Source organism: Amycolatopsis sp. NBC_00355, assembly GCF_036104975.1.
Lineage (GTDB): Bacteria > Actinomycetota > Actinomycetes > Mycobacteriales > Pseudonocardiaceae > Amycolatopsis.
Map to the genome: position 1 here is coordinate 1,408,032 of NZ_CP107982.1, position 19,588 is coordinate 1,427,619.

Sequence of the window (19,588 nt, forward strand, 5' to 3'; positions counted from 1 at the left end):
GGGAGGATCACCGGCATGGGTTCCCACGTCACCACACCGTTGCTCGACGTCGCCTACGACCAGTCCGGCGAGCCGGACGGGACACCGGTGGTCCTGCTGCACGGCTTCCCCTACGACGTCCGGGCTTACGACGACGTCGCGGGTTCGCTCGCGGCCGCCGGCGCCCGGGTGCTCGTCCCGTACCTGCGCGGCTTCGGCGGGACGCGGTTCCTCGCCGCGGACACGCTTCGCTCGGGCCAGCAGGCGGCGCTCGCCCAGGACCTGCTGGACTTCCTCGACGCGCTGGACATCGACCGCGCCGTCGTCGCCGGCTACGACTGGGGCGGCCGCGCGGCGTGCATCGCGGCGGCGCTGTGGCCGGATCGCGTGCGGGGGCTGGTGTCGGTCGACGGCTACAACGTCCAGCTCATCGCCCACTCCGGCGAGCCCACGCGGCCGGAGTGGGAGCGGACGTACTGGTACCAGTACTACTTCCACGGCGAACGCGGCCGCCGCGGCCTGGAGCGCAACCGGGACGAGCTGTGCGAACTGCTGTGGCGCACGTGGTCACCGACCTGGGCCGGCGCCGCCGAGGCCTTCCGTGCCAGCGCGGCGAGCCTGCACAACCCGGACTTCGTCGACGTCGTGATCCACTCCTACCGGCACCGCTTCGGCCTGGCCGACGGCGACCCGCGGTACGACCGCCTCGAAGAGCTGATCGCCGCCGCACCGCGCATCGGCGTCCCGACGGTCGTGCTCGAAGGCGACGCCGACGGCATCGGCGGCCCGGGCGCGGCCGAGGACCGCGAGTACTTCACCGGCCCGTACGAGCACCGCGTCCTGCCCGGCGTGGGGCACAACGCGCCGCAGGAGGCTCCCGAGGCGTTCGCGGACGCGGTCCGGTCCCTGTGGTGAGTTCCCTGTGGTGAGTTCCGCCCGTCGCGGAATCCGTGGCTCCGCCCCGGAGCCGCGCGGTACACGGGAGGCATGACGGCTTACGACGCGATCGCCGAGTGGTACGAGACGTCCTTCCTCGCCGGGCAGCGCGAAGATCCGCTGGCCATCCGGCCGATCGTGCGGGACCTGCTCGGGCCGGGATCCGGGCCGTGCCTGGAGGTGGGCTGCGGGACCGGCGTCCACGCCGAGCTGATCCGGTCGCTCGGGCGGACCCCGCTCGGCGTCGACGTCTCCGAGGGCATGCTGCGGTACGCGACGGACCGGCTGCCGGCGGCTCGCGGAGACGCCGGCGCCCTTCCGTTCACCACCGGATCGCTGCCCGCCGTCGTGGCGGTCATGGTGCACACCGACATGCCCGCCTACCCGGCCGTGCTGCGCGAAGCCGCCCGGGTCCTGGCGCCCGGCGGGGTGTTCGTGCACGTCGGCGTGCACCCGTGCTTCTGCGGCGGGTTCGCCGACCGCTCCGACGAGCGGGCCGTGGTGATCCGGCCCGGCTACCGGGAGGCCGGCTGGACGACGGCGTCGTGGACCGACCAAGGCCTGCGCGACAAGGTCGGCGCCGCCCACCTGCCGCTGCCGGAGCTGCTGCACGCGGTCCTCGACGCGGGCCTGACGTTCGAGCGGTTCGCCGAGGGCGGCGAACCCAGCCCGCTGGTCCTCGCCTGGCGCGCGAAAAAATCTCCGGACCGGTTGTCGAATCCGGTCGCTCCCGGATGACGTCTTCGTGACGAGACAAGGGAGCTGGACACCATGACCAAGGAATTCGAAGCCGGGTTCGAGGGCACGCTGCCCGCCACGCCGGAGGACTGCTGGCGCGCGATCACCGTCGACGCCGGGAGCTGGTCGTGGCCCGTCCGGTACGAGCCGCGCGTCGGCGGTTCGGAGTCCGGGCTGACGTTCTACGGCGGCGAGGTCACCACGTGGGAGCCGGGGGAGCGCTTCGCGACCCGCTGCGAGAAGGACGGCTGGTTCAACGAGCTCGACTACACCTTCGAACCCCGGGGCGACGGAACCCACCTGAAGTTCGTGCACCGCGGGGTGTTCCTCGAGGACTGGGACACCAACTACGACGCCTGCCGCCAGCACACCGCGTTCTACTACCACTCGCTCGGCGAGTACCTGACGCATTTCAACGGCCGTCCCGCGGTCTACGCGATGACCGAGGCGCCGGCGGCGTCCGCGAGCCGGGACGGCTTCACCACACTGAAGAAGGCGCTGGGCGCCCCCGGCGCGGTCGGCGACCGAATCGTCGTGCTGGGCGAAGAGGGCGTCGTCGACTACGCGACGCCGAACTTCCTCGGCGTCCGGACCGCGGACACGCTCTACCGCTTCTACGGCCGCAACGCCTTCGGCTGGCCGATCGGCGTCGGCCGGCACTACTTCGGCGACGCCGACGACCGTGACTGGGCGGCCTGGCTGGCGGAGGTCTTCGGTTAGGCCGTGAGCTGCCGGGCGCGGTGGTCGGCGACGTGGACGCGAGTCGCGCAGCGCGTCGAGCAGAACCGTCGGCGGCCGTTGCGTGAGGTGTCCACGTACGCCGTTTCGCAGCCTTCGCGGCCGCAGATGCCGAGCCGGTCCGGGGCCTCGCACACCAGGTGGGCGAGGCCGCCGGAGGTGTACGCGCGGACGCGGCCGACCGGCCCGGCGTCCTCCTCGGAGTAGTGCAGGTGGGGCGGTTTGCCGTCGTGGCTGGTGATGTAGGGCCGGCACGCCGACTCGGCGAGCAGCGCGTTGACCAGGTCGACGCGCTCGGCCGGCGTCGCGGCGAACACCGGCCGCAGCCGGGCGGCCCAGGCGCCGATGCGCGCGGCCTCGCCGGCGGTCAATGTCGGGATGACCATGCCGTTGCGGACCATCGCGTCGACCAGCTCGCCCGCCGACCCCGCGTTGACCAGGTCGGCGGCGACCGACGCCGCCGGACCGCCGTAAGGGTTGAAGTGCACTAAGTCATTACAGCACGATCGGGGCATGGACACCAACCGCTGCCCCCGCTGCGGCTGGCCGCTCGCCGAACTGCCCGCGGCCCAGCCCGTTTCCCACCGGCTCGAGTACGTCCGCTGCGTCTGCGGCAGCTGGCTCGCGCGCCTCGACGGCGAAGTCGTCGGCGCGACGAAGGGGCAGCTGACCCGGTGAATCAGAGGTCGAGCACGCCCGCCGCGTTGTCGTCCCACTGGTCGACGCGCCGGATGTACTCGTACAGCGCGCGGCTGCCGCGCACCCAGCGGCCCTGGTCGGCGATCGCGAGGTCGTCGGCCCCGGCCCGGCGCGCCTCGGTGGCGAAGCCGGACCGCAGGGAGTGCCCGGTCACCGGGTACGGCAGCCCGGCGCGGACGCCCGCCCGGGTGAGGATCTGGTTGACGCCGGTCGTGCTCAGCGCCGGCACCCCGACGTTGCCGTGCCGGTCGACGCGGCGGAACGCGGGCCCGTCGCCGATCCCGGCGCCCGAGCGCCACGCGTGCCACGCGCGGACCGGATCGGTGTCCGGGCTCTCCCGGCGCGGCACGACCATGTCGCCGGTGCTCTTGCCGTGCCGCACGGTGATCGACAGACCGCGGTCGTCGACCGGATCGACGTCGGTGACCAGCAGGTTCGCCAGATCCGAGCAGCGCGCGGCGATCGGGAACCCGATCAGCAGCATGGCCCGGTCGCGCGCGCCGGCGAGGGTGTCGGGGCAGGCCCGCGACATCGCCCGCAGGTCGGGCAGCGTCACCATGGTGGCCTTGCCGCGGCCGCGTTTGACACCTTCGCGCGCGAGCCGCTGCCGGTAGCCCTTCAACGCCCGCCAGGCCGCGCGGCTCGCTTCGGTGTCGATGACGACCTTGTGGTGCCGCAGCCCGGCGAGCGCGCCGGTGAGCCGCCGTTCGATCGTCGACGGCGCCGCCGGAGCGGCCCGCTCCGGCACTTCGGGCACGGCGCGTTCGTCCGGGCGCAGCGTCCGCCCGCGTTCGAGCCACACGACGAACCCGGTCAGCGCGCCGATCGACGCCGACAGCGGCGGGATCCCCGTCTCGGCGGTGTAGTCCTGCCACACCTGCCAGTCCTGCGCGTAGGCCTTGAGCGTGTTCGGCGGCCGCTGCCCGTCGACGTGCCGCGCGGCGGCCTCGTCCAGCAGCGCGAGCCGATCCTCCGGGCTCGCGGCGGCCAGCGTCGCGTCGATCACCGGTTCCAGGTCGCCAGGCACCCGCCGAGGTTACGGGATGTCGATCTCCACGGACCGGAACGCGCCCGGCGGGATCCCGCGTTACCTTGACCGGGTTCGGTGTCGATCCACGCGGTCGCCGTTCGTATCAGCGGTGGAGGCACCGATCCGAGGAGGACACCGTGACGCAGTACCTGCTCAGCATCTACCAGCCCGACGGCCCGACCCCGCCGCCGGACGTGCTCGCCGAGGTCACCGGGAAGCTCGACGCGCTCAACGCCGACCTCAAGGCCGCCGGGGCCTGGGTGTTCGCCGGGGGACTGCACCCGCCGTCGTCCGCCACCGTCGTGCGGGCCGGGGAGCCGCTTCTCACCGACGGACCCTTCGCCGAAGGGCGCGAACACCTCGGCGGGTTCACCATCATCACCGCGCCCGACCTCGACGCCGCGCTCGGGTGGGGGCGCCGGCTCGCCGAGGCCGTCGCGCCGCTGCCCGTCGAGGTGCGGCCCTTCAACGACGGCACATGAGCGTCGAGCGCGTCTTCGCCGAGGAATACGGCCGGGCGGTTTCCGTGCTGGTGCGGGTCTTCGGGAGCATCGACCTCGCCGAGGAAGCCGTCCAGGACGCGTTCGCCGAGGCCGTCCGGCGCTGGCCGGACAGCGGCGTACCGCCGAGTCCGGCCGGCTGGATCATCACCACCGCCCGCAACCGGGCCATCGACCGGCTGCGCCGCGAGTCCTCGCGCGAGGACAAGCACGCCCAGGCGGCGCTGCTGCACGCCACTGTTTCGAACACCGGAGCCGAGCCGGTGAAGGAGGGTGCCGTGCCCGACGACCGGCTCCGGCTGATCTTCACGTGCTGCCACCCCGCGCTGGCCCGCGCGAGCCAGGTCGCGCTGACCCTGCGGTTGCTCGGCGGCCTGACCACCGCCGAGATCGCGAGCGCGTTCCTGGTCGGCGAGCCTGCGATGGCCCAGCGCATCGTCCGCGCGAAGAACAAGATCCGCGACGCCGGTATCCCGTACCGCGTCCCCCAGGACGCCGACCTGCCGGATCGGCTGTCGGCGGTGCTCGCCGTGCTCTACCTGATCTTCACCGAGGGGTACACGGCCGGCATCGGTGACGACCTGGTCCGCGAAGACCTGTGCCGCGAGGCGATCCGCCTCACCCGGGTCCTCACGGGATTGATGCCGGACGAACCCGAGGTCTGGGGCCTGCTCGCGCTGATGCTGCTCGTCGACTCCCGGCGCGCGGCCCGCACCACCGCCGACGGCGACCTCGTCCTGCTGGCCGATCAGGACCGGTCCCGGTGGGACGCCGCCCTGATCGCCGAGGGACAGGAGATCGTCCGCCGCTGCCTGCGGCGGAACCAGCCGGGCCCGTACCAGATCCAGGCGGCGATCAACGCCGTGCACAGCGACGCCCCCACCGACTGGGTGCAGGTCAAGCAGCTCTACGACCACCTTCTCGCGCTGACGCCGACTCCGGTGGTGGCGCTCAACCGCGCGGTCGCCGTCGCCGAGGTCGACGGGCCCGCTGCCGCGCTGGCCGTGGTCGACGACCTCGACCTCGGCGGATTCCCGCTGTTCCACGCGATCCGCGCGGACCTGCTCGACCGCGTGGGCCGCGGCGAGGACGCGGTCGCGGCGTACACGGCGGCGATCGAGCTGACCGGCAACACCGCGGAAACGGCGCTGCTGGAGCGGAAACGGGCTCAGGCCGCGGCCACACCCCAGAGGTGACCCCGCGGGTCGCGGAACCCACCCCGGCCCGCGCCCGCGGACTCGGCGTCACCGCCGTGGTCGCGGACCGCGTCGAGCACGCCATCGACGTCCTCGACGGTCAGCACCGGGCTCGTGTAGTCCACCGGTGCCGCGCACAACCGGCCACACGGGACGTCGTCGGCCACGACATCGCCGCCGGGTTCGAACCGCCAGCCGAACAACCCCGCGTAGAACTCGCGCGTCGCGTCCGGGTCGGTGCTGCCGAACTCGAAGAACCGCATGACGTTCGGGATCGACGGTGCCGGCTCGCGTGTCCCCTGTGGACGTTCCCGCAGCGTGAGCGGGTTGCCGAGCACGTCGGCGACCATCGCGTCCGCGCCGCCGCCGGGTGTCTCGGCCACCGGTCGCAGGACGTCGGCGCCCAGCTCCTCGGCGCGCTCGGCCGACTCCGTCACGTCCTCGCACGGCACGCTCAGCGCGAGCGCGTCGCGGTGCCGGTCGGCGCGCAGCGCACCCATCACCCCGGCGGAGTCCGGCGGGCGGATGCGCTCGTAGCCGGGCGCGCCGATCACCACCGGGAAAGCCCAGTCGAACACCTCGCGGTGGAAACGGCGGCTGGCCCACGGGTCGGTGCTGATGATCTCGAACCAGTCGGGTGCCCCGGTCACGGTCACCAGCTCCAGCCACGGTCGGCGGGCGGGGTCCAGACGTTCGCCTTCTGCAGATACGGGAAGACCTCGCCCATCAGCTGGATCTGCTCGGCGTCGTACATCACCGGCAGGAACATGAAGCCGCGGACGCCGGTCTCGCGGTGCAGGTCCAGCAGCTGCTCGGCGACCGTCTCCGGCGAGCCGACCAGCACCTTGCTGCCGCAGGCGAGGCCGATCGTGCGGGCGATGTCGTCGAACTCGCCCTCGTAGTTCTCCTGGTAGGTCTCGCTGCCACCCATCAGCTCGGTCGCGATGTCGCGGGCGGCGCCCATGTCGAGCGAGTCGCGGACCCACTCGAACTTCTCCTGGGCTTCGGCGTCGGTCTTGCCGAGCAGCACGCCGACCGCGCCGGCCATGTTGACGTCCAAGGGGTCGCGCCCGGCCGCCTCGGTGCGTCCGGCGAGCGAGTCGACCGTCTTGCGGACCTTCGAGTAGTCGTCGGGCAGCGGGGTGAACGCGAAGTCGCAGGTGCCCGCGATCAGCTCCTGCCCGGCCGCCGAGACGCCGGCGTTGAACAGGCACGGCCACGGCTGCTGCTCGATGTGCGGGCCGATCAGGCTGCCGCGCAGGTCGTGGTACTCGCCGTGGAATTCGACGTGCTCGCCGCGCGCGGCCCACAGCGTCTTGACGGCTTCGACGGCCTCGGTGGTGATCTTGTAGCGCAGCGCGTGGTCGGTGTCGGTGGGCGCGCCGACCAGCTCGGCCTCCGGCGTCTTCCAGCCCGGCACGATGTTCCAGCCCCAGCGGCCGCCGCTGAGCGCGTCCAGGTTGGCGCCGAGGCGGGCGATGACCCCGGGGGAGAGGTAGCGGGTGTGCATGGTGGTGACGACGCCGATGTGCTGCGTCGCGGCCATCACGACCGGCGCGTAGATCGGCGCCGAGATGTGCGGCTGGGCGTGCCCGATCCGCGCGCTGTTCTCGCCGTGGGTGATGTAGCCGTCGGCGAAGAAGACGTAGTCCATGCCGATGTTCTCGACCCGGCGGGCCAGGTCCATCTGCGTGGCGGGGTCGAGGGCGTCCGGGTTGCGGTCGGCGACCGCCTTGGACGTCGCGGTGGGCGTCGGCGAGCTGAGCCACATGAAGCCGAATCGCAGCTGCCCGTCGGGGAGGCGGTCCTTGGTCGTGCCGCGGGACATGGCGCATCTCCTGTTCGATAGTTGCAATTTGGCAATCATGCTAACCGCGTCGCACAGCCGGGTGTCAACCGTTCGGCGCGCACTTTCGGGGAAAGACTCTATTTGCCAACCTAATTACCGACCGCGCGAATCAAATGATCATCCTCAATGGACGGCGCGTGAATACGTCAGGAAATCACTTCGCGTGATCGAGGTCTGCCCGCAGGTATTCGGCGGTGTAGGACTTGCGCTCCCGGAGCAGTTTTTCCGGAGTGCCCTCGAACAGCACCCGGCCACCGTGGCGGCCGGCCTCCGGGCCCAGGTCGATCACCCAGTCCGCGTGTTTGACGACGTCGAGGTCGTGCTCGATCACCACGACGGTGTTACCGCCGTCCACCAAGCGGTCGAGCAGGTCCAGCAGGTGCCCGATGTCGGCCATGTGCAGGCCGGTGGTCGGTTCGTCGAAGAGGTAGACGTTGCCGGTTTCCCGCAGCCGGTGCGCGAGCTTGACGCGCTGCCGTTCACCGCCGGACAGCGTCGACAGCGGCTGCCCCAGGGTCAGGTACGACAGGCCGACCTCGGTCAGCAGCTCCAGCTTCTTCGTGATCGGCTCTTCGGTGAAGTAGCCGAGGGCCTCCTCGACGGTCAGCGCCAGGACCTCGACGATGTTCTTGCCCCGCAGCGTCTTGTCCAGCACCTCGGGCCGGTAGCGGCGGCCTTCGCAGGCCTCGCAGATCGTCGTCACGGGGTCCATGTAGGCCAGGTCGGTCTCGATGACCCCGCGGCCCTTGCACTCCGGGCAGCCGCCTTCGGAGTTGAAGCTGAACAACCCCGGCTGCGCGTTGTTGGCCTCGGCGAACAGCTTCCGGATCACGTCCATGACGTCCAGGTAGGTCGCGGGCGTCGACCGCGTCGAAACCCCGATGGCCGACTGGTCGATCATGACGGCGTCCGGGTGCTGCCGGCGGAAGGAACCCGAGATCAGCGTGCTCTTGCCCGAGCCGGCCACCCCGGTCACCACGGTGAGCACGCCGGTCGGGACGTCGACCGACACGTCGTGCAGGTTGTGCAGGTCGGCCTTCTTGATCGGCAGCTGCCCGGTCGGCTCGCGGAAGCCCTCCTTGAGCCCCGGGATGTGCGTCAGGCACTTGCCGGTGAGCGTCGACGAGCGGCGCAGCTGCTTGACCGTGCCCTCGAACACGACCTCGCCGCCGTGCGTGCCGGCGCCGGGTCCCATGTCGACGACGTGGTCGGCGATGTCGATGACGTCGCGGTCGTGCTCGACGACCAGCACCGTGTTGCCCTTGTCCCGCAGCGCGCACAGCAGCTCGTTGAGCCGGTGCACGTCCCGCGGGTGCAGCCCGACGCTCGGCTCGTCGAAGACGTAGGTGAGGTCGGTGAGGCTGCTGCCCAGGTGCTTCACGGTCTTGAGCCGCTGCCCCTCACCACCGGAGAGCGTCGAGGTCTCGCGGTCGAGGCTGAGGTAGCCCAGCCCGATCGATTCGACGCGTTCGAGGGCCGCGAGCGCGCCCGTGAGCACCGATTTCGCCGCGGGGATGTCGATCGCCTTCAGCTCGGCGATCAGCTCGCTGACCTCCAGTGCGCAGTGGTCGGCGATGTTCTTGCCGTTGATCTTCGACGCCAGCGCCGCCTGGTTCAGCCGGCCGCCCTTGCAGACGGCGCACGGGCCGGCGACGACGATCTTCTCCACCTCGCGGCGGTCGCGCTCCTTGAGCGTGTCGAGGCCGTTCTTGAGGTACCGGCGGTTGAGCTTGGTGACGACACCCTCGTACTCGTTCGAGTAGTTCTGCCGCTTGCCCGAGCGGTCCACCCGGAAGCCGCCGCCGTGCAGCAGCAGCTCCCATTCCTTCTTCGTGAACTTCTTGAGCGGTTTGTCCGGGTCGAACAGCCCGGACTGCGCGTAGAGCTGCCACATGTAGGTGCCGATGGCGAACAGGGGGGAGTCCAGCGCGCCCTCGTTGAGCGTCTTGTCCTGGTCGATCAGCAGGTCCAGGTCCAGCTTGGTGGTCTTGCCCAGGCCCTGGCACTCCTCGCACATGCCCTGCGGGTCGTTGAACGAGTAGAGGTTCGACGACCCGGCGCTCGGCTTCCCGTACCGGGAGAACAGCACGCGCAGCATCGCGTGGATCTCGCTCATCGTGCCGACCGTGGAGCGGGCGTTGCCGCCGATCGGCTTCTGGTCGACCACGATCGCCGTCGACAGGTTCGACATCCGTTCCGCGCGCGGACGTTCGTGCTTGGGCAGCCGGTTGCGGATGTACCAGCTGAAGGTCTCGCTGAGCTGACGCTGGGACTCGACCGCGATCGTGTCGAACACGATCGACGATTTCCCCGAGCCCGATACGCCCGTGAACACGGTGATCTCGCCCTTGGGGATGCTGAGCGAGACGTTCTTCAGGTTGTTCTCGCACGCACCTTCGAGCTCGATGTGGCCGCCGGTGCGCCGTGTCTGCTGGTTCGCCATGACCTGCGCCTCCTCGTCCCGGGGCCGAAGCCGCGCGACCTGGTGGTCGATCGGACGATTGATTGCCTCTCGGCAACCACTTTACCATCCCGAGTCTTTGCCGGCCGAGTGACGAACCGGCTGTCGGTGTATCGCGACCGCCGTGTGGCCTATGGGCGAACGGAGGATGATATCCTCGGATTTTCCGATTGCGGCGCGCTTTCCCTCGAAAGCTGAGGTGGGCAATGACCAAGTTCCACGGTTCCCCGACCGCCCCGCCGGGTCGTCCCGGCGAGCTCGAGAACGCGTTGTCCTACATGCAATGCGTCCTGGTGGCCCGGCGCACGCGCGCGACTCCGGAGAAGATCACCTGGTCGCAGTACGACGTGCTCGAAACGCTGCGGATCCACGGCCCCCTGACGCCGTCGGCGATCGGTGAGTCCCTGGGCATCTCGCGGCAGAGCACGTCCAAGGTGCTGCGCGTGCTCAAGGACCAGTTCCTGATCGAGCAGGCCTCCCGCGGCACCGACCGGCGCGAGCAGACGACCTCGCTGACCGCCGAAGGCGAAGAGTTCCTGATGCGGGCCGCCCAGGGGCGCCGCGAGACGGCCAAGGTCGCCGGCGTGGCCCTGACCTCGGGCGAAGCGCAGCTCTTCGCCGAGCTCTGCCAGAAGGTCGCCGACGCCCTGCACTCCACACCCCAGCCTTTCCCGCTTCGCGACGTCTGAGCCGCGCGGTCACGCCTGGCCCCCAGACGCTCACATCCCGTTGCGATTTCCCCGGCCGCGGCCGGCTCAAACGTGCTCGCGCCGACGTCACCCGGTGTGCACGCCGCCGCCCCGCGCGGCCCTCTCCGCCGATCGGAGCAGCGCGCACCGCTGACCGTCGGAAATCCACATCGGATTCCCGCGCTCAGGTTGCCGTGACCACGATGAGCTGTACCGTACACGCGCGAACTCGAGGCAATTTTTATTTTCTCGGGTAATCGTTTTCAGGCAATAAAAGCCACGCTGGGTCATTGATATTGCCCGTGGTTGACAGGCTTCGGAGCCCTTTGCATACTGGTTGCTGAAAAGAAATCATCTCGCCTGAATTGATCATTAGTGCCGCTTCTCGCGGTAAAGGCGATCGCCATCGGCACCGAACAGGGGGATCCATGCCCGTCGACGGGAACCCGGCCGTACCCGGACTCGTGCTGCCGCGGTTGTTCGAACGCGCCGCCGCGGACCATCCACATCGGACGGCACTGAGCGGTGACGGCCCCGAAGTGTCCTATGCGGACCTCAACGCCCGCGCCAACCGGCTGGCCCGCACGCTGCGCCTGATGCAGGTGCGCGACGGCGCCCCGGCCGGCCTCTACCTGGACCGCTCGGCCGACCTCGTCGTGACGCTGCTCGCGGTGCTCAAGGCGGGCGGCTGCGTCGTCCCGCTCAACCCGGCCTACCCGGCCAAGATGATCCGCCACATCGTCGAGGAGACCGGCCTGCGCACGGTCGTCCACCAGGGACAGCCGTCGCTGGCCGAGGCGGACCTCCCGGTCCGGCAGGCGCACGTCGCCGACCTGATCGGGGAAAGCGCTTCACAGGCGGACGGGAACCTGCCCGCGGCACCGGCCGCCGAGGACGACGCGTTCGTCCTGTTCACCTCCGGCTCCACCGGCCGGCCCAAGGGCGTCCGGCTCGCCCACCGCGGCCTCGCCCGGCTCGCCGTCGCGGACCCGAAGCTGACGATCACGCCGGACGACTGCCTGGTGCAGCTGGCGGCGTTCTCCTTCGCCGCGTCCGGCAACGAGTTCTGGCTGAGCCTGCTCAACGGCGCCGAGCTCGTCCTGCTGCCGCCCGGCCTGCCGTCGCTGTCCGACCTGCGCGACGTCATCACGAAACACGGCGTCAGCGTGCTGAGCCTGCCTTGTGGATTGTTCAACCTCTTGGTCGACAACGAACTGGACGCCCTGCGCGAACTGCGCGTCATCATGGTCAGCGGCGACTTCCCGTCCCCGGCGCACCTGGCGACCGCGGCCGAGCACACCACCGCCGCGATCTTCAACGGCTACGGCTGCACCGAGAACTCCGCGATCTCCTCGCTGTACCCGATCACGCCGGCGGTCCGCGACCTGGACCGGGTGCCGGTCGGCAAGCCACTGACCGGCGTCACCATGGACGTGCTCGACCAGGACCTCAAGCCGTGCCCGCCCGGCGACGTCGGCGAGCTGTGCATCGGCGGCACCGGCGTCGCCAACGGCTACCTGAACCTGCCCGACACGCAGGCCGCGAAGTTCGTCGACGGTGGGACCCGCTACCGCACCGGCGACCTCGCCCGGCTCACCCCCGACGGCGACGTCGTCCTGGTCGGCCGGTCCGACAGTCTCGTCAAGATCCGCGGCTTCCGGGTCGAGACCAGCGCGGTCGAACTCGCCCTGAAGTCCTTCGACGACGTCGAGCACGCGGTCGTCAAGGCGTTCGGGAACGAAGCGAACGAAAAGAGCCTCGTCGCGTTCTACACGACGTGGAGCGGGCAGGAAATCGGCACCGGCGAACTGATCGCGCAACTCGCCGATTCGTTGCCGGACCACATGATCCCGTCCGACTTCCGCCGGCTCGAAGCGATGCCGGCGAACCTCAACGGAAAGATCGACCGGGCCGCACTGCACGACCCGCGCGCCCGGCCGCCGGAAGATCCCCGAGCAGAAACGGAGCAACGCATGACGAACCCCCTCGAAACGGTCATCCTGCAGATGTGGCGCGACATCATCGGCAATGACGACTATTCGGTCACCGACCCGTTCGTCGGGCACGGCGGCAATTCCCTGCACTTCGTGAAGTTCGCTGCCGGCCTGCAGTCGGTCTTCGCGGTCGAGGTCCGGCCCGAGGACGTCTTCCGGCACGGCGACGTCCGCAAGCTCGCCGAGCACGTCGAGTCCCTGCGAACCGGCGCCGCCGCCAGGTGAGCGGCAGACCGAACCGACGCACGGGGGGCCGCGATGATCGGAGAGGTACTGACACCATGGAGAACCCACTCGAGTCGGTGATCCGCCGGGCCCGTTCCGGCGTCACCGCCGAAGGTGTGGCCGGCCACGAGCAGTTCGCCGGGCTGCTCAGCGCGCTGCTGGGGATCACGCTGGGGGCCGAGGACATCCGGCGCCACGAGGACCCCGCGGACCTGGCCCGGCACATCGACGACCTGCGCGGCGGCCCGCCCGGCCTCACCGCCGGGGCCGGCACCGGCCCGGCGCCCGCGTCCTACGGCCAGCGGGGCATCTGGTTCATCGACCAGTACTCGCCGCGCCCGGCGGCCTACAACGCACCGTTCGTGTTCACCGTCAAAACCCCGCTGGACACCGGCGTGCTGCACGAAAGCCTGCGGGCCGTGCTGGCCCGTCACGAGATCCTGCGCACGACGTTCACCTCCGAAGACCGCGACGTCTTCCAGCACGTCGGCCCGGAGCCCACCTGCGACTTCTCGACCGTCGAACTCGGCGCCGACCGGCCGCTGGACGACGTCGTCGCCGAAGTCGTCGACACCGAGTTCGACCTGCGCCGCGGCCCGCTCGTCAAGGTGGTCTGCGCGGCCGAGCCGGACGGGCCGGTGCACGTCGTGTGCAGCATCCACCACATCGTCTTCGACGCGGCCTCGGCCGGGGTGTTCCTCACCGAGTGGTTCACCCGCTACCACGCCGCGCTCGCCGGGGACCCGTTCGACGAGGGCCCGGCCCGGCCGCAGTACCGCGACTTCGCCCGCCGCCAGCGGGAGACCGTCCGCGACGACAAGCTGAACGACCTGCTGGGGTACTGGGAAGAGCGGCTCGCCGGGCCGCTGCCGCTGCTCGACCTGCCGACGGACCGGCCGCGGCCGCTGGAGCAGTCGCACCGCGGCGACATCGTCCGGTTCGACCTCCCGCCGGCGCTGACCGAACAGGTCCGCGCGCTCGCCGCCGACGAAGGCGTCACGCTGTTCATGCTGCTGGAAGCGGCGTACGCGGCGTTCCTGCACCGGCACACCCGCCAGGACGACGTCCTCATCGGCAGCCCGGTCTCGCTGCGGGACCTGCCCGAGACGGCCGACATGCTCGGCTACTTCGTCAACATGGTCGTCTTCCGCCACGGCGTGCGCGCCGACCAGCCGCTGCGGGAGCTGTACGCACAGGCCGGCACCGAGATCACCGAAGCCCTGCGGCACAAGGACGCGCCGTTCGAGAAGGTCATCGAGCGGGTCAACCCGCCCCGCAGCCCGAGCCACGCGCCGGTCTTCCAGACCATGTTCGTGCTGCCGGACTCCGACTGGGCGGCCCTCGACCGGCTCGGCCTGGACGCCGATCTCGACCTCTACGTCAGCCGCAGCTCGAAGTACGACCTCTCGCTGATCGTCGAACAGGACGGCAGCGTGCTGCGCGGGGTGTTCGAGTACGACACGGCGTTGTTCGACCGCGAGACCGTCGAGGAGTTCGGCGACCGGTACGTCCGGCTGCTCGAAGCCCTCGTCGCGCACCCCGGCGGCACCGTCGGCGAACTGGGGCTGCTGTCCGCCGAACAGGAGCAGGAAGTCCTCGCGTGGTGCGCGCCGCCGGCGGAGGACACCACCCGCCGCCCGGTCGCGGAGCTGTTCGAGTCGCAGGCCGCGGTCACGCCGGACGCGCCGGCGCTGGAGCACGGCGACCGCGTCCTGACCTACCGGGAACTCAACGGCCGCGCCAACCGGCTGGCCCGTGACCTGCGGGCGAAGGGCGTCGGACGCGGTGACCGCGTCGGCATCCACGTCCCGCGGTCGCCCGAGATGATCGTCGCGCTGCTAGGCGTCCTGAAAGCTGGGGCCGCGTACGTGCCGGTCGACCCGTCCTACCCGGCCGAGCGGATCGAATACATGCTCGAGGACTCCGGCGTCGCGCTGGTGCTGGAATCGGCGCAGCCGGAAGCGACCGACGAGACCGACCTGGGGCGGCTGAAGACCGGCGACGACGAGATCTACGTGATCTACACGTCCGGGTCCACCGGACGACCCAAGGGTGTCGTGCTCACCGAGGCCACGGTCACCAACCTCGTCGAATACATGCGCCGCACCTCACCGGTCGGCGCGACCGGGCGGACGCTGCAGTACATGACGTTGTCCTTCGACGTCTCGGTGATGGAGATCCTGGGGACGCTCTGCGCCGGCGGCACGCTCGTGCTGATCGACGAAGACCTGCAGAAGGACCTGCACCGGCTCAGCGGCTTCCTGCGCGATCACCGGATCACCCGGACCTACCTGCCGTACGTCGCCGTGCAGCAGCTGGCCGCGGTCGCCGAGGACAAGCCCTTCCCCGACCTGGTCGAGGTCGCCTCCGTCGGCGAACAGCTGGTGATCACCCCGCAGATCCGCGAGTTCTTCGCCCGCCGGCCGGAAATCCGGTTCCTGAACATGTACGGGCCGTCCGAGACGCACCTAGCGTCCGCGCACGAACTGAGCGGCGACCCGGCGGCCTGGCCGGAGGCGCCGTCGATCGGCGGCCCGATCGGGGGCCTGTCGATGCTGGCCCTCGACGACGGCGGCCGGCTCGTCCCGCCCGGCGTGCCGGGGGAGCTGTACCTCGGCGGTGACCTCGTCTCGCCGGGCTACCACGGCCTGCCCGAACAGACCCGCGAACGGTTCGTGGAGACGCCGTTCGGGCGCCTCTACCGCACCGGTGACCTGGTCCGCTACGACCGCCACGGGGAGTTCGACTACCTCGGCCGAGCGGACACCCAGATCAAGATCCGCGGCTACCGCGTCGAACCGGCCGAGGTCGAGGCGGCGCTGAACGAACTGCCCGAGGTCAGCGCGTCCGCGGTGGCCCCGGTGCCGTTCGGCGCCGGCGACCGCCGGCTGGTCGGCTACCTCGTCACCGAGCGGGAGCCCGACCCGGTGCGGGTGCGGGCGGCGCTGTCCGGCACGCTGCCGGACTACCTGGTCCCGTCCCACTTCTTGCGGCTCGCCGCCCTGCCGATCGCGCCCAGCGGCAAGATCGACCGCAAGGCACTGCCGGACCTGTTCGACCCGGGCACCACGACCGCGTCGCGGCCGCCCGAGACACCGACCGAGCAGACCGTCGCCGAAGCGTGGACCGACCTGCTGGGCACCGGCGGTGTCGGCCTCGACGAGGACTTCTTCGCCGCGGGCGGCCACTCGATCCTCGCCACCGAACTGATGTACCGGCTGCGCAAGCGGTTCGACGTCGACGTGCCGCTGCGCGTGCTCTTCGACAACCCGACCGTCGGCGGCATGGCCGCACGCATCGACGCGCTGCGCTCCGGCGAGGACACCGGCGACCGCGTCGACCTGCGGGCCGACGTCCGGCTGTCCGAGCACGTCCGCGTCGCCGAAGGCGCGCCGCGCGCCACCGCCGAGGACGTCCTGCTCACCGGGGCGACGGGCTTCCTGGGGATCCACCTGCTGCGCGAGCTGCTGGCCGAGACCACCGGCCGGGTGCACTGCCTGGTCCGGGCCGCGGACGCCGGCAGCGCGTGGGAGCGGATCGCCGCGACGGCCGACCGCTACGGCATCGGGAAGTTCCTGGACCGCGACCGCGTCACGGCCGTGGCCGGCGATCTCACCGCCGACCGGCTGGGACTGCCCGAAACGGACTACGACGACCTCACCCACCGCGTCGGGACGATCCACCACACGGCGGCGCACATCAACTTCGTCGCGCCGTACGCCTCGGTGAAACAGGCCAATGTGGACGGCCTCGCCCGGATCGTCGAGTTCGCCGCGGCCGGGCCGGTCAAGCCGGTGCACTACACCTCCACCGTGGCGGTGTTCTCGCCGAAGCCGCGGCCCGAAGCGATCACCGAGGACGACGTCCCGGACGACGCGCAAGACCTCACGATCGGCTACACCCAGAGCAAATGGGTCGCCGAAGAGGTCGCGCGGCTGGCCCGCGACCGCGGGGTGCCGGTGACGATCTACCGCATCGGCCGGATCGCCGGCGACAGCGAGACCGGCGCGCTGCAGTCCGAGGACTTCCTCTGGCGGCAGGTCAAGAGCTTCCTCGAACTCGGCGTCGTCCCGCCGCCCGAGGAACACGACACCGACCTCCTGCCGGTCGACTTCGTCGGGCGCGCGCTGGTCCGGCTGTCACGGGCCCGCCCCGCGGAAAACGGCACCTGGCACCTGTTCAACCCCGGCATCAAGACCTTCGACGTCGTTTACGAGGCCATTCGCGAGCTCGGTTACCCGCTGCGCGAGATCCCGGTCGCCGAATGGCGTACCGCGCTGGCCGACGGCGACAACCCGTTGTCCGCGATGGCCCCGCTCTACCAGGAAGGGGCGCTCGACATCGGCGACAACGTCTACGGCAACGAGCGCACCGGGCGCGAGCTCGCCCGGCTGGGCCTGTGCTGGCCGGAGATCACTCCGGCCGTGTTCACGAAAATGATCGGCTATTTCCGTGAAACGGGCGAATTCACCGGCTGATCCCGGTCGCCCCCGTTCTCCCGATATCCGGCTCAAGCAAGGAATGCGTGATGAGGAAGACGCTGCCCGCACGAGCCCGGCCGGTCCTGCACCGCGCCGCCGATCAGTGCGACGAGACCCTGTCCGACTACCCCGCCGCCCAGCAACCCGACTGGCCCGACCAGGCCGAACTCGCCGGCGTCCGCGACACGCTGTCCGAGCGTGAGGACGTCGTCGGCCCCGCCGAAGTGCTGCAACTGCGGTCCCTGCTGGCCCGCGCCGCCGAAGGCGAGTTCTGCGTGCTGCAGGCAGGCGACTGCGCCGAAGACCCGGCCGACACCGGCGTCGGGGCCGTGGCCCGCAAGATCGGCATGCTCGACACGCTCGCCGAGGTGATGCGGGTCGGCTCCGGCCGCCCGGTCCTCGAAGTCGGCCGGATCGCCGGCCAGTACGCCAAACCCCGCTCGCAGAACGTCGAGAACGTCGACGGCCACGAGCTGCCCGTCTACCGCGGGCCGATCGTCAACAGCCCCGAACCGACGTCCGAAGCCCGGCGGCCCGACCCCACCCGGATCCTGGACGCGCACGAGGCCGCGCTCGGCGTCCGCGCGTCGATCGGGCAGCTGGGCCGGGGGACCGGAGCCGAGCCGGCCGGCCGGATCTGGACCAGTCACGAGGCACTGCTGCTGGACTACGAGGTCCCGCTGGTGCGCCGGATGCCCGGCGGCCGCAGCTACCTCGCTTCGACGCACTGGCCGTGGATCGGCGAGCGCACCCGGCGCTCGGACGGCGCCCACGTGCACCTGCTGTCCACTGTGGTCAACCCGGTGGCGGCGAAGGTCAGCGCGAAGGCGCCGATCGAGGACGTGCTGAAGCTCTGCCAGCAGATCGACCCGTACCGCACACCCGGGCGGCTGACGCTGATCCCGCGGTTCGGCGCGGCCCGCATCGGCGAGCTCGCGCCGCTGGTCCGGGCGGTGCGCGACGCCGGGCACCCGGTGCTGTGGCTGTGCGACCCGATGCACGGCAACACCGTCGTCGCCGACGACGGGCTCAAGGTCCGCTGGCTCGAGGACATCATGAACGAGCTGCGCCAGTTCGTCCGGATCGTCACCGGGGAGGGCGGCGCGTGCGCCGGCCTGCACATGGAGGCCTCGCCGAGCGAGATCTCCGAGTGCCACGGCGCCGGCATCACCGCCGCCCGCGGGCCCGGCTACACGACGCTGTGCGACCCGCGCCTGAACCTCACCCAGGCCGTCGCGCTGACCGCGCACTGGCAGCCCGAGGCCGCCCACGAACTCAGGACGGAGCTGGCGTCATGACCCCCGTGACTCTCGTGACCGGCGCGGGCAGCGGCATCGGCGCCGCCACCGCGACCCTGCTCGCCGGACGCGGGCACACCCTCGCGCTGTTCGACCGCGACGAGGACGCCCTCGCCGAGGTCGCGAAGCCGTTGCTGGACGACGGCCGCAGCGTCGAGACGCACGTCGTCGACGTCACCTCGAGCACGGAGGTCGACGCCTCCGTCGAGCGCGTCGAGTCCGGCTTCGGGCCGATCGAAGGCCTGGCGAACGTCGCCGGCGTGCTGCGGATGGGCCGGGTGGCCGAACTGACCGACGAGGACTGGAACGAGACTTTCGCGGTCAACGCGACCGGCGTGTTCCACGTCTGCCGGGCGGCTTCCCGCCGGATGGCGTCGCGGAAGAGCGGCTCGATCGTCACGGTGGCGTCGAACGCCGCGGGGGTACCCCGCAGCCACATGGCCGCCTACGCCGCGTCGAAGTCCGCCGCGACCAGCCTGACCCACAGCCTCGGCCTGGACCTCGCGCCGCTCGGCATCCGCTGCAACGTCGTCGCGCCGGGCTCGACCGACACCCCGATGCTGCGTTCCATGTGGACGGACGACACCGGGGCCGCCGCGACGCTCGAAGGCGACTCCGGCCAGTTCCGGCTCGGCATCCCGCTGGGGCGGATCGGCGCCGCCGAGGACGTCGCCCGCAGCGTGGCGTTCCTGCTGTCGGACGAGGCCCGGCACGTCACCCTGGCCACGCTGCTCGTCGACGGCGGCGCCGCACTCGGCGCCGTCTGAGGAGGCCT

Annotated in this window: 16 protein-coding genes; 11 read left to right on the forward strand and 5 right to left on the reverse strand. The window is 71.1% G+C overall.

What is annotated here, in order from left to right; genetic code table 11:
- Positions 1-15 precede the first annotated feature (15 nt).
- From OHS18_RS05435 to OHS18_RS05445, 3 genes are all read left to right on the forward strand, one after another.
- Positions 16-894: an alpha/beta fold hydrolase gene (locus tag OHS18_RS05435; RefSeq protein ID WP_328616164.1), complete on the forward strand. Its 879-nt coding sequence runs from the start codon at positions 16-18 to the stop codon at positions 892-894.
- A 72-nt stretch (positions 895-966) separates the two neighbouring features.
- Positions 967-1,653 (forward strand): class I SAM-dependent methyltransferase, encoded by a 687-nt coding sequence (locus OHS18_RS05440; protein ID WP_328616165.1) that lies wholly within the window; start codon positions 967-969, stop codon positions 1,651-1,653.
- A gap of 33 nt (positions 1,654-1,686) precedes the next feature.
- Positions 1,687-2,373, forward strand: coding sequence for an SRPBCC family protein (locus OHS18_RS05445; RefSeq protein ID WP_328616166.1), 687 nt, complete (start codon positions 1,687-1,689; stop codon positions 2,371-2,373).
- Here OHS18_RS05445 and OHS18_RS05450 read toward each other — a convergent pair.
- Positions 2,370-2,879, reverse strand: a complete 510-nt coding sequence (locus OHS18_RS05450) for a CGNR zinc finger domain-containing protein (protein WP_328616167.1) — start codon at positions 2,877-2,879, stop codon at positions 2,370-2,372. The two genes, OHS18_RS05445 and OHS18_RS05450, sit on opposite strands and share 4 nt — an antisense overlap.
- Positions 2,880-2,904: 25 nt before the next feature.
- Between OHS18_RS05450 and OHS18_RS05455 the strand changes: the two genes are divergently transcribed.
- Positions 2,905-3,069, forward strand: a complete 165-nt coding sequence (locus tag OHS18_RS05455; RefSeq protein WP_328616168.1) for a hypothetical protein — start codon at positions 2,905-2,907, stop codon at positions 3,067-3,069.
- Between the two features lies 1 nt (position 3,070).
- Here OHS18_RS05455 and OHS18_RS05460 read toward each other — a convergent pair whose 3' ends face one another.
- Entirely contained in the window at positions 3,071-4,117 is a 1,047-nt protein-coding gene (locus OHS18_RS05460) for a site-specific integrase (RefSeq protein ID WP_328616169.1), read from the reverse strand.
- A 140-nt stretch (positions 4,118-4,257) separates the two neighbouring features.
- Between OHS18_RS05460 and OHS18_RS05465 the strand changes: the two genes are divergently transcribed.
- Complete coding sequence (locus tag OHS18_RS05465; protein WP_328616170.1) at positions 4,258-4,602, forward strand: YciI family protein; 345 nt, start codon at positions 4,258-4,260, stop codon at positions 4,600-4,602.
- Positions 4,599-5,816: an RNA polymerase sigma factor gene (locus OHS18_RS05470; protein WP_328616171.1), complete on the forward strand. Its 1,218-nt coding sequence runs from the start codon at positions 4,599-4,601 to the stop codon at positions 5,814-5,816. The genes OHS18_RS05465 and OHS18_RS05470 overlap by 4 nt, the downstream gene beginning before the upstream one ends.
- Here the strand turns inward: OHS18_RS05470 and OHS18_RS05475 are convergent.
- The 3 genes from OHS18_RS05475 to OHS18_RS05485 form a co-directional block, all read right to left on the reverse strand.
- A complete protein-coding gene (locus OHS18_RS05475; protein WP_328616172.1) occupies positions 5,789-6,466 on the reverse strand; it encodes a VOC family protein in 678 nt (225 codons plus the stop codon). The two genes, OHS18_RS05470 and OHS18_RS05475, sit on opposite strands and share 28 nt — an antisense overlap.
- A gap of 2 nt (positions 6,467-6,468) precedes the next feature.
- Positions 6,469-7,644, reverse strand: coding sequence for an LLM class flavin-dependent oxidoreductase (locus OHS18_RS05480; RefSeq protein ID WP_328455434.1), 1,176 nt, complete (start codon positions 7,642-7,644; stop codon positions 6,469-6,471).
- 175 nt (positions 7,645-7,819) lie between these two features.
- On the reverse strand, positions 7,820-10,108 hold the full coding sequence (locus OHS18_RS05485) for an excinuclease ABC subunit UvrA (protein WP_328616173.1): 2,289 nt from the start codon (positions 10,106-10,108) through the stop codon (positions 7,820-7,822).
- Positions 10,109-10,332: 224 nt separating this feature from the next.
- On the opposite strand from OHS18_RS05485, the gene OHS18_RS05490 reads away from it, so the two are divergent.
- The 5 genes from OHS18_RS05490 to OHS18_RS05510 all read left to right on the forward strand — a co-directional run bounded on the left by OHS18_RS05490 (position 10,333) and on the right by OHS18_RS05510 (position 19,580).
- Complete coding sequence (locus OHS18_RS05490; RefSeq protein WP_328455430.1) at positions 10,333-10,815, forward strand: MarR family winged helix-turn-helix transcriptional regulator; 483 nt, start codon at positions 10,333-10,335, stop codon at positions 10,813-10,815.
- Positions 10,816-11,243: 428 nt separating this feature from the next.
- Entirely contained in the window at positions 11,244-13,034 is a 1,791-nt protein-coding gene (locus OHS18_RS05495) for a non-ribosomal peptide synthetase (RefSeq protein WP_328616174.1), read from the forward strand.
- Positions 13,035-13,090: 56 nt separating this feature from the next.
- A complete protein-coding gene (locus OHS18_RS05500; protein WP_328616175.1) occupies positions 13,091-17,512 on the forward strand; it encodes a non-ribosomal peptide synthetase family protein in 4,422 nt (1,473 codons plus the stop codon).
- 50 nt (positions 17,513-17,562) lie between these two features.
- A complete protein-coding gene (locus tag OHS18_RS05505; protein WP_328455425.1) occupies positions 17,563-18,813 on the forward strand; it encodes a 3-deoxy-7-phosphoheptulonate synthase in 1,251 nt (416 codons plus the stop codon).
- Positions 18,810-19,580 carry a 2,3-dihydro-2,3-dihydroxybenzoate dehydrogenase gene (locus OHS18_RS05510; RefSeq protein WP_328616176.1) on the forward strand — a complete coding sequence of 257 codons (771 nt, stop codon included), beginning with the start codon at positions 18,810-18,812 and terminating at the stop codon, positions 19,578-19,580. Before OHS18_RS05505 ends, OHS18_RS05510 begins: the two co-directional genes overlap by 4 nt.
- Positions 19,581-19,588 lie beyond the last annotated feature (8 nt).

What these genes read in the sequence shown, in the direction of transcription:
- OHS18_RS05500 (WP_328616175.1), top strand. Translation starts at nt 13,091, where the DNA reads ATGGAGAACCCACTCGAGTCGGTGATCCGCCGGGCCCGTTCCGGCGTC.
- OHS18_RS05480 (WP_328455434.1), bottom strand. Translation starts at nt 7,644, where the DNA reads ATGTCCCGCGGCACGACCAAGGACCGCCTCCCCGACGGGCAGCTGCGA.
- OHS18_RS05495 (WP_328616174.1), top strand. Translation starts at nt 11,244, where the DNA reads ATGCCCGTCGACGGGAACCCGGCCGTACCCGGACTCGTGCTGCCGCGG.
- OHS18_RS05510 (WP_328616176.1), top strand. Translation starts at nt 18,810, where the DNA reads ATGACCCCCGTGACTCTCGTGACCGGCGCGGGCAGCGGCATCGGCGCC.
- OHS18_RS05435 (WP_328616164.1), top strand. Translation starts at nt 16, where the DNA reads ATGGGTTCCCACGTCACCACACCGTTGCTCGACGTCGCCTACGACCAG.
- OHS18_RS05490 (WP_328455430.1), top strand. Translation starts at nt 10,333, where the DNA reads ATGACCAAGTTCCACGGTTCCCCGACCGCCCCGCCGGGTCGTCCCGGC.
- OHS18_RS05440 (WP_328616165.1), top strand. Translation starts at nt 967, where the DNA reads ATGACGGCTTACGACGCGATCGCCGAGTGGTACGAGACGTCCTTCCTC.
- OHS18_RS05470 (WP_328616171.1), top strand. Translation starts at nt 4,599, where the DNA reads ATGAGCGTCGAGCGCGTCTTCGCCGAGGAATACGGCCGGGCGGTTTCC.
- OHS18_RS05445 (WP_328616166.1), top strand. Translation starts at nt 1,687, where the DNA reads ATGACCAAGGAATTCGAAGCCGGGTTCGAGGGCACGCTGCCCGCCACG.
- OHS18_RS05455 (WP_328616168.1), top strand. Translation starts at nt 2,905, where the DNA reads ATGGACACCAACCGCTGCCCCCGCTGCGGCTGGCCGCTCGCCGAACTG.
- OHS18_RS05485 (WP_328616173.1), bottom strand. Translation starts at nt 10,108, where the DNA reads ATGGCGAACCAGCAGACACGGCGCACCGGCGGCCACATCGAGCTCGAA.
- OHS18_RS05505 (WP_328455425.1), top strand. Translation starts at nt 17,563, where the DNA reads ATGAGGAAGACGCTGCCCGCACGAGCCCGGCCGGTCCTGCACCGCGCC.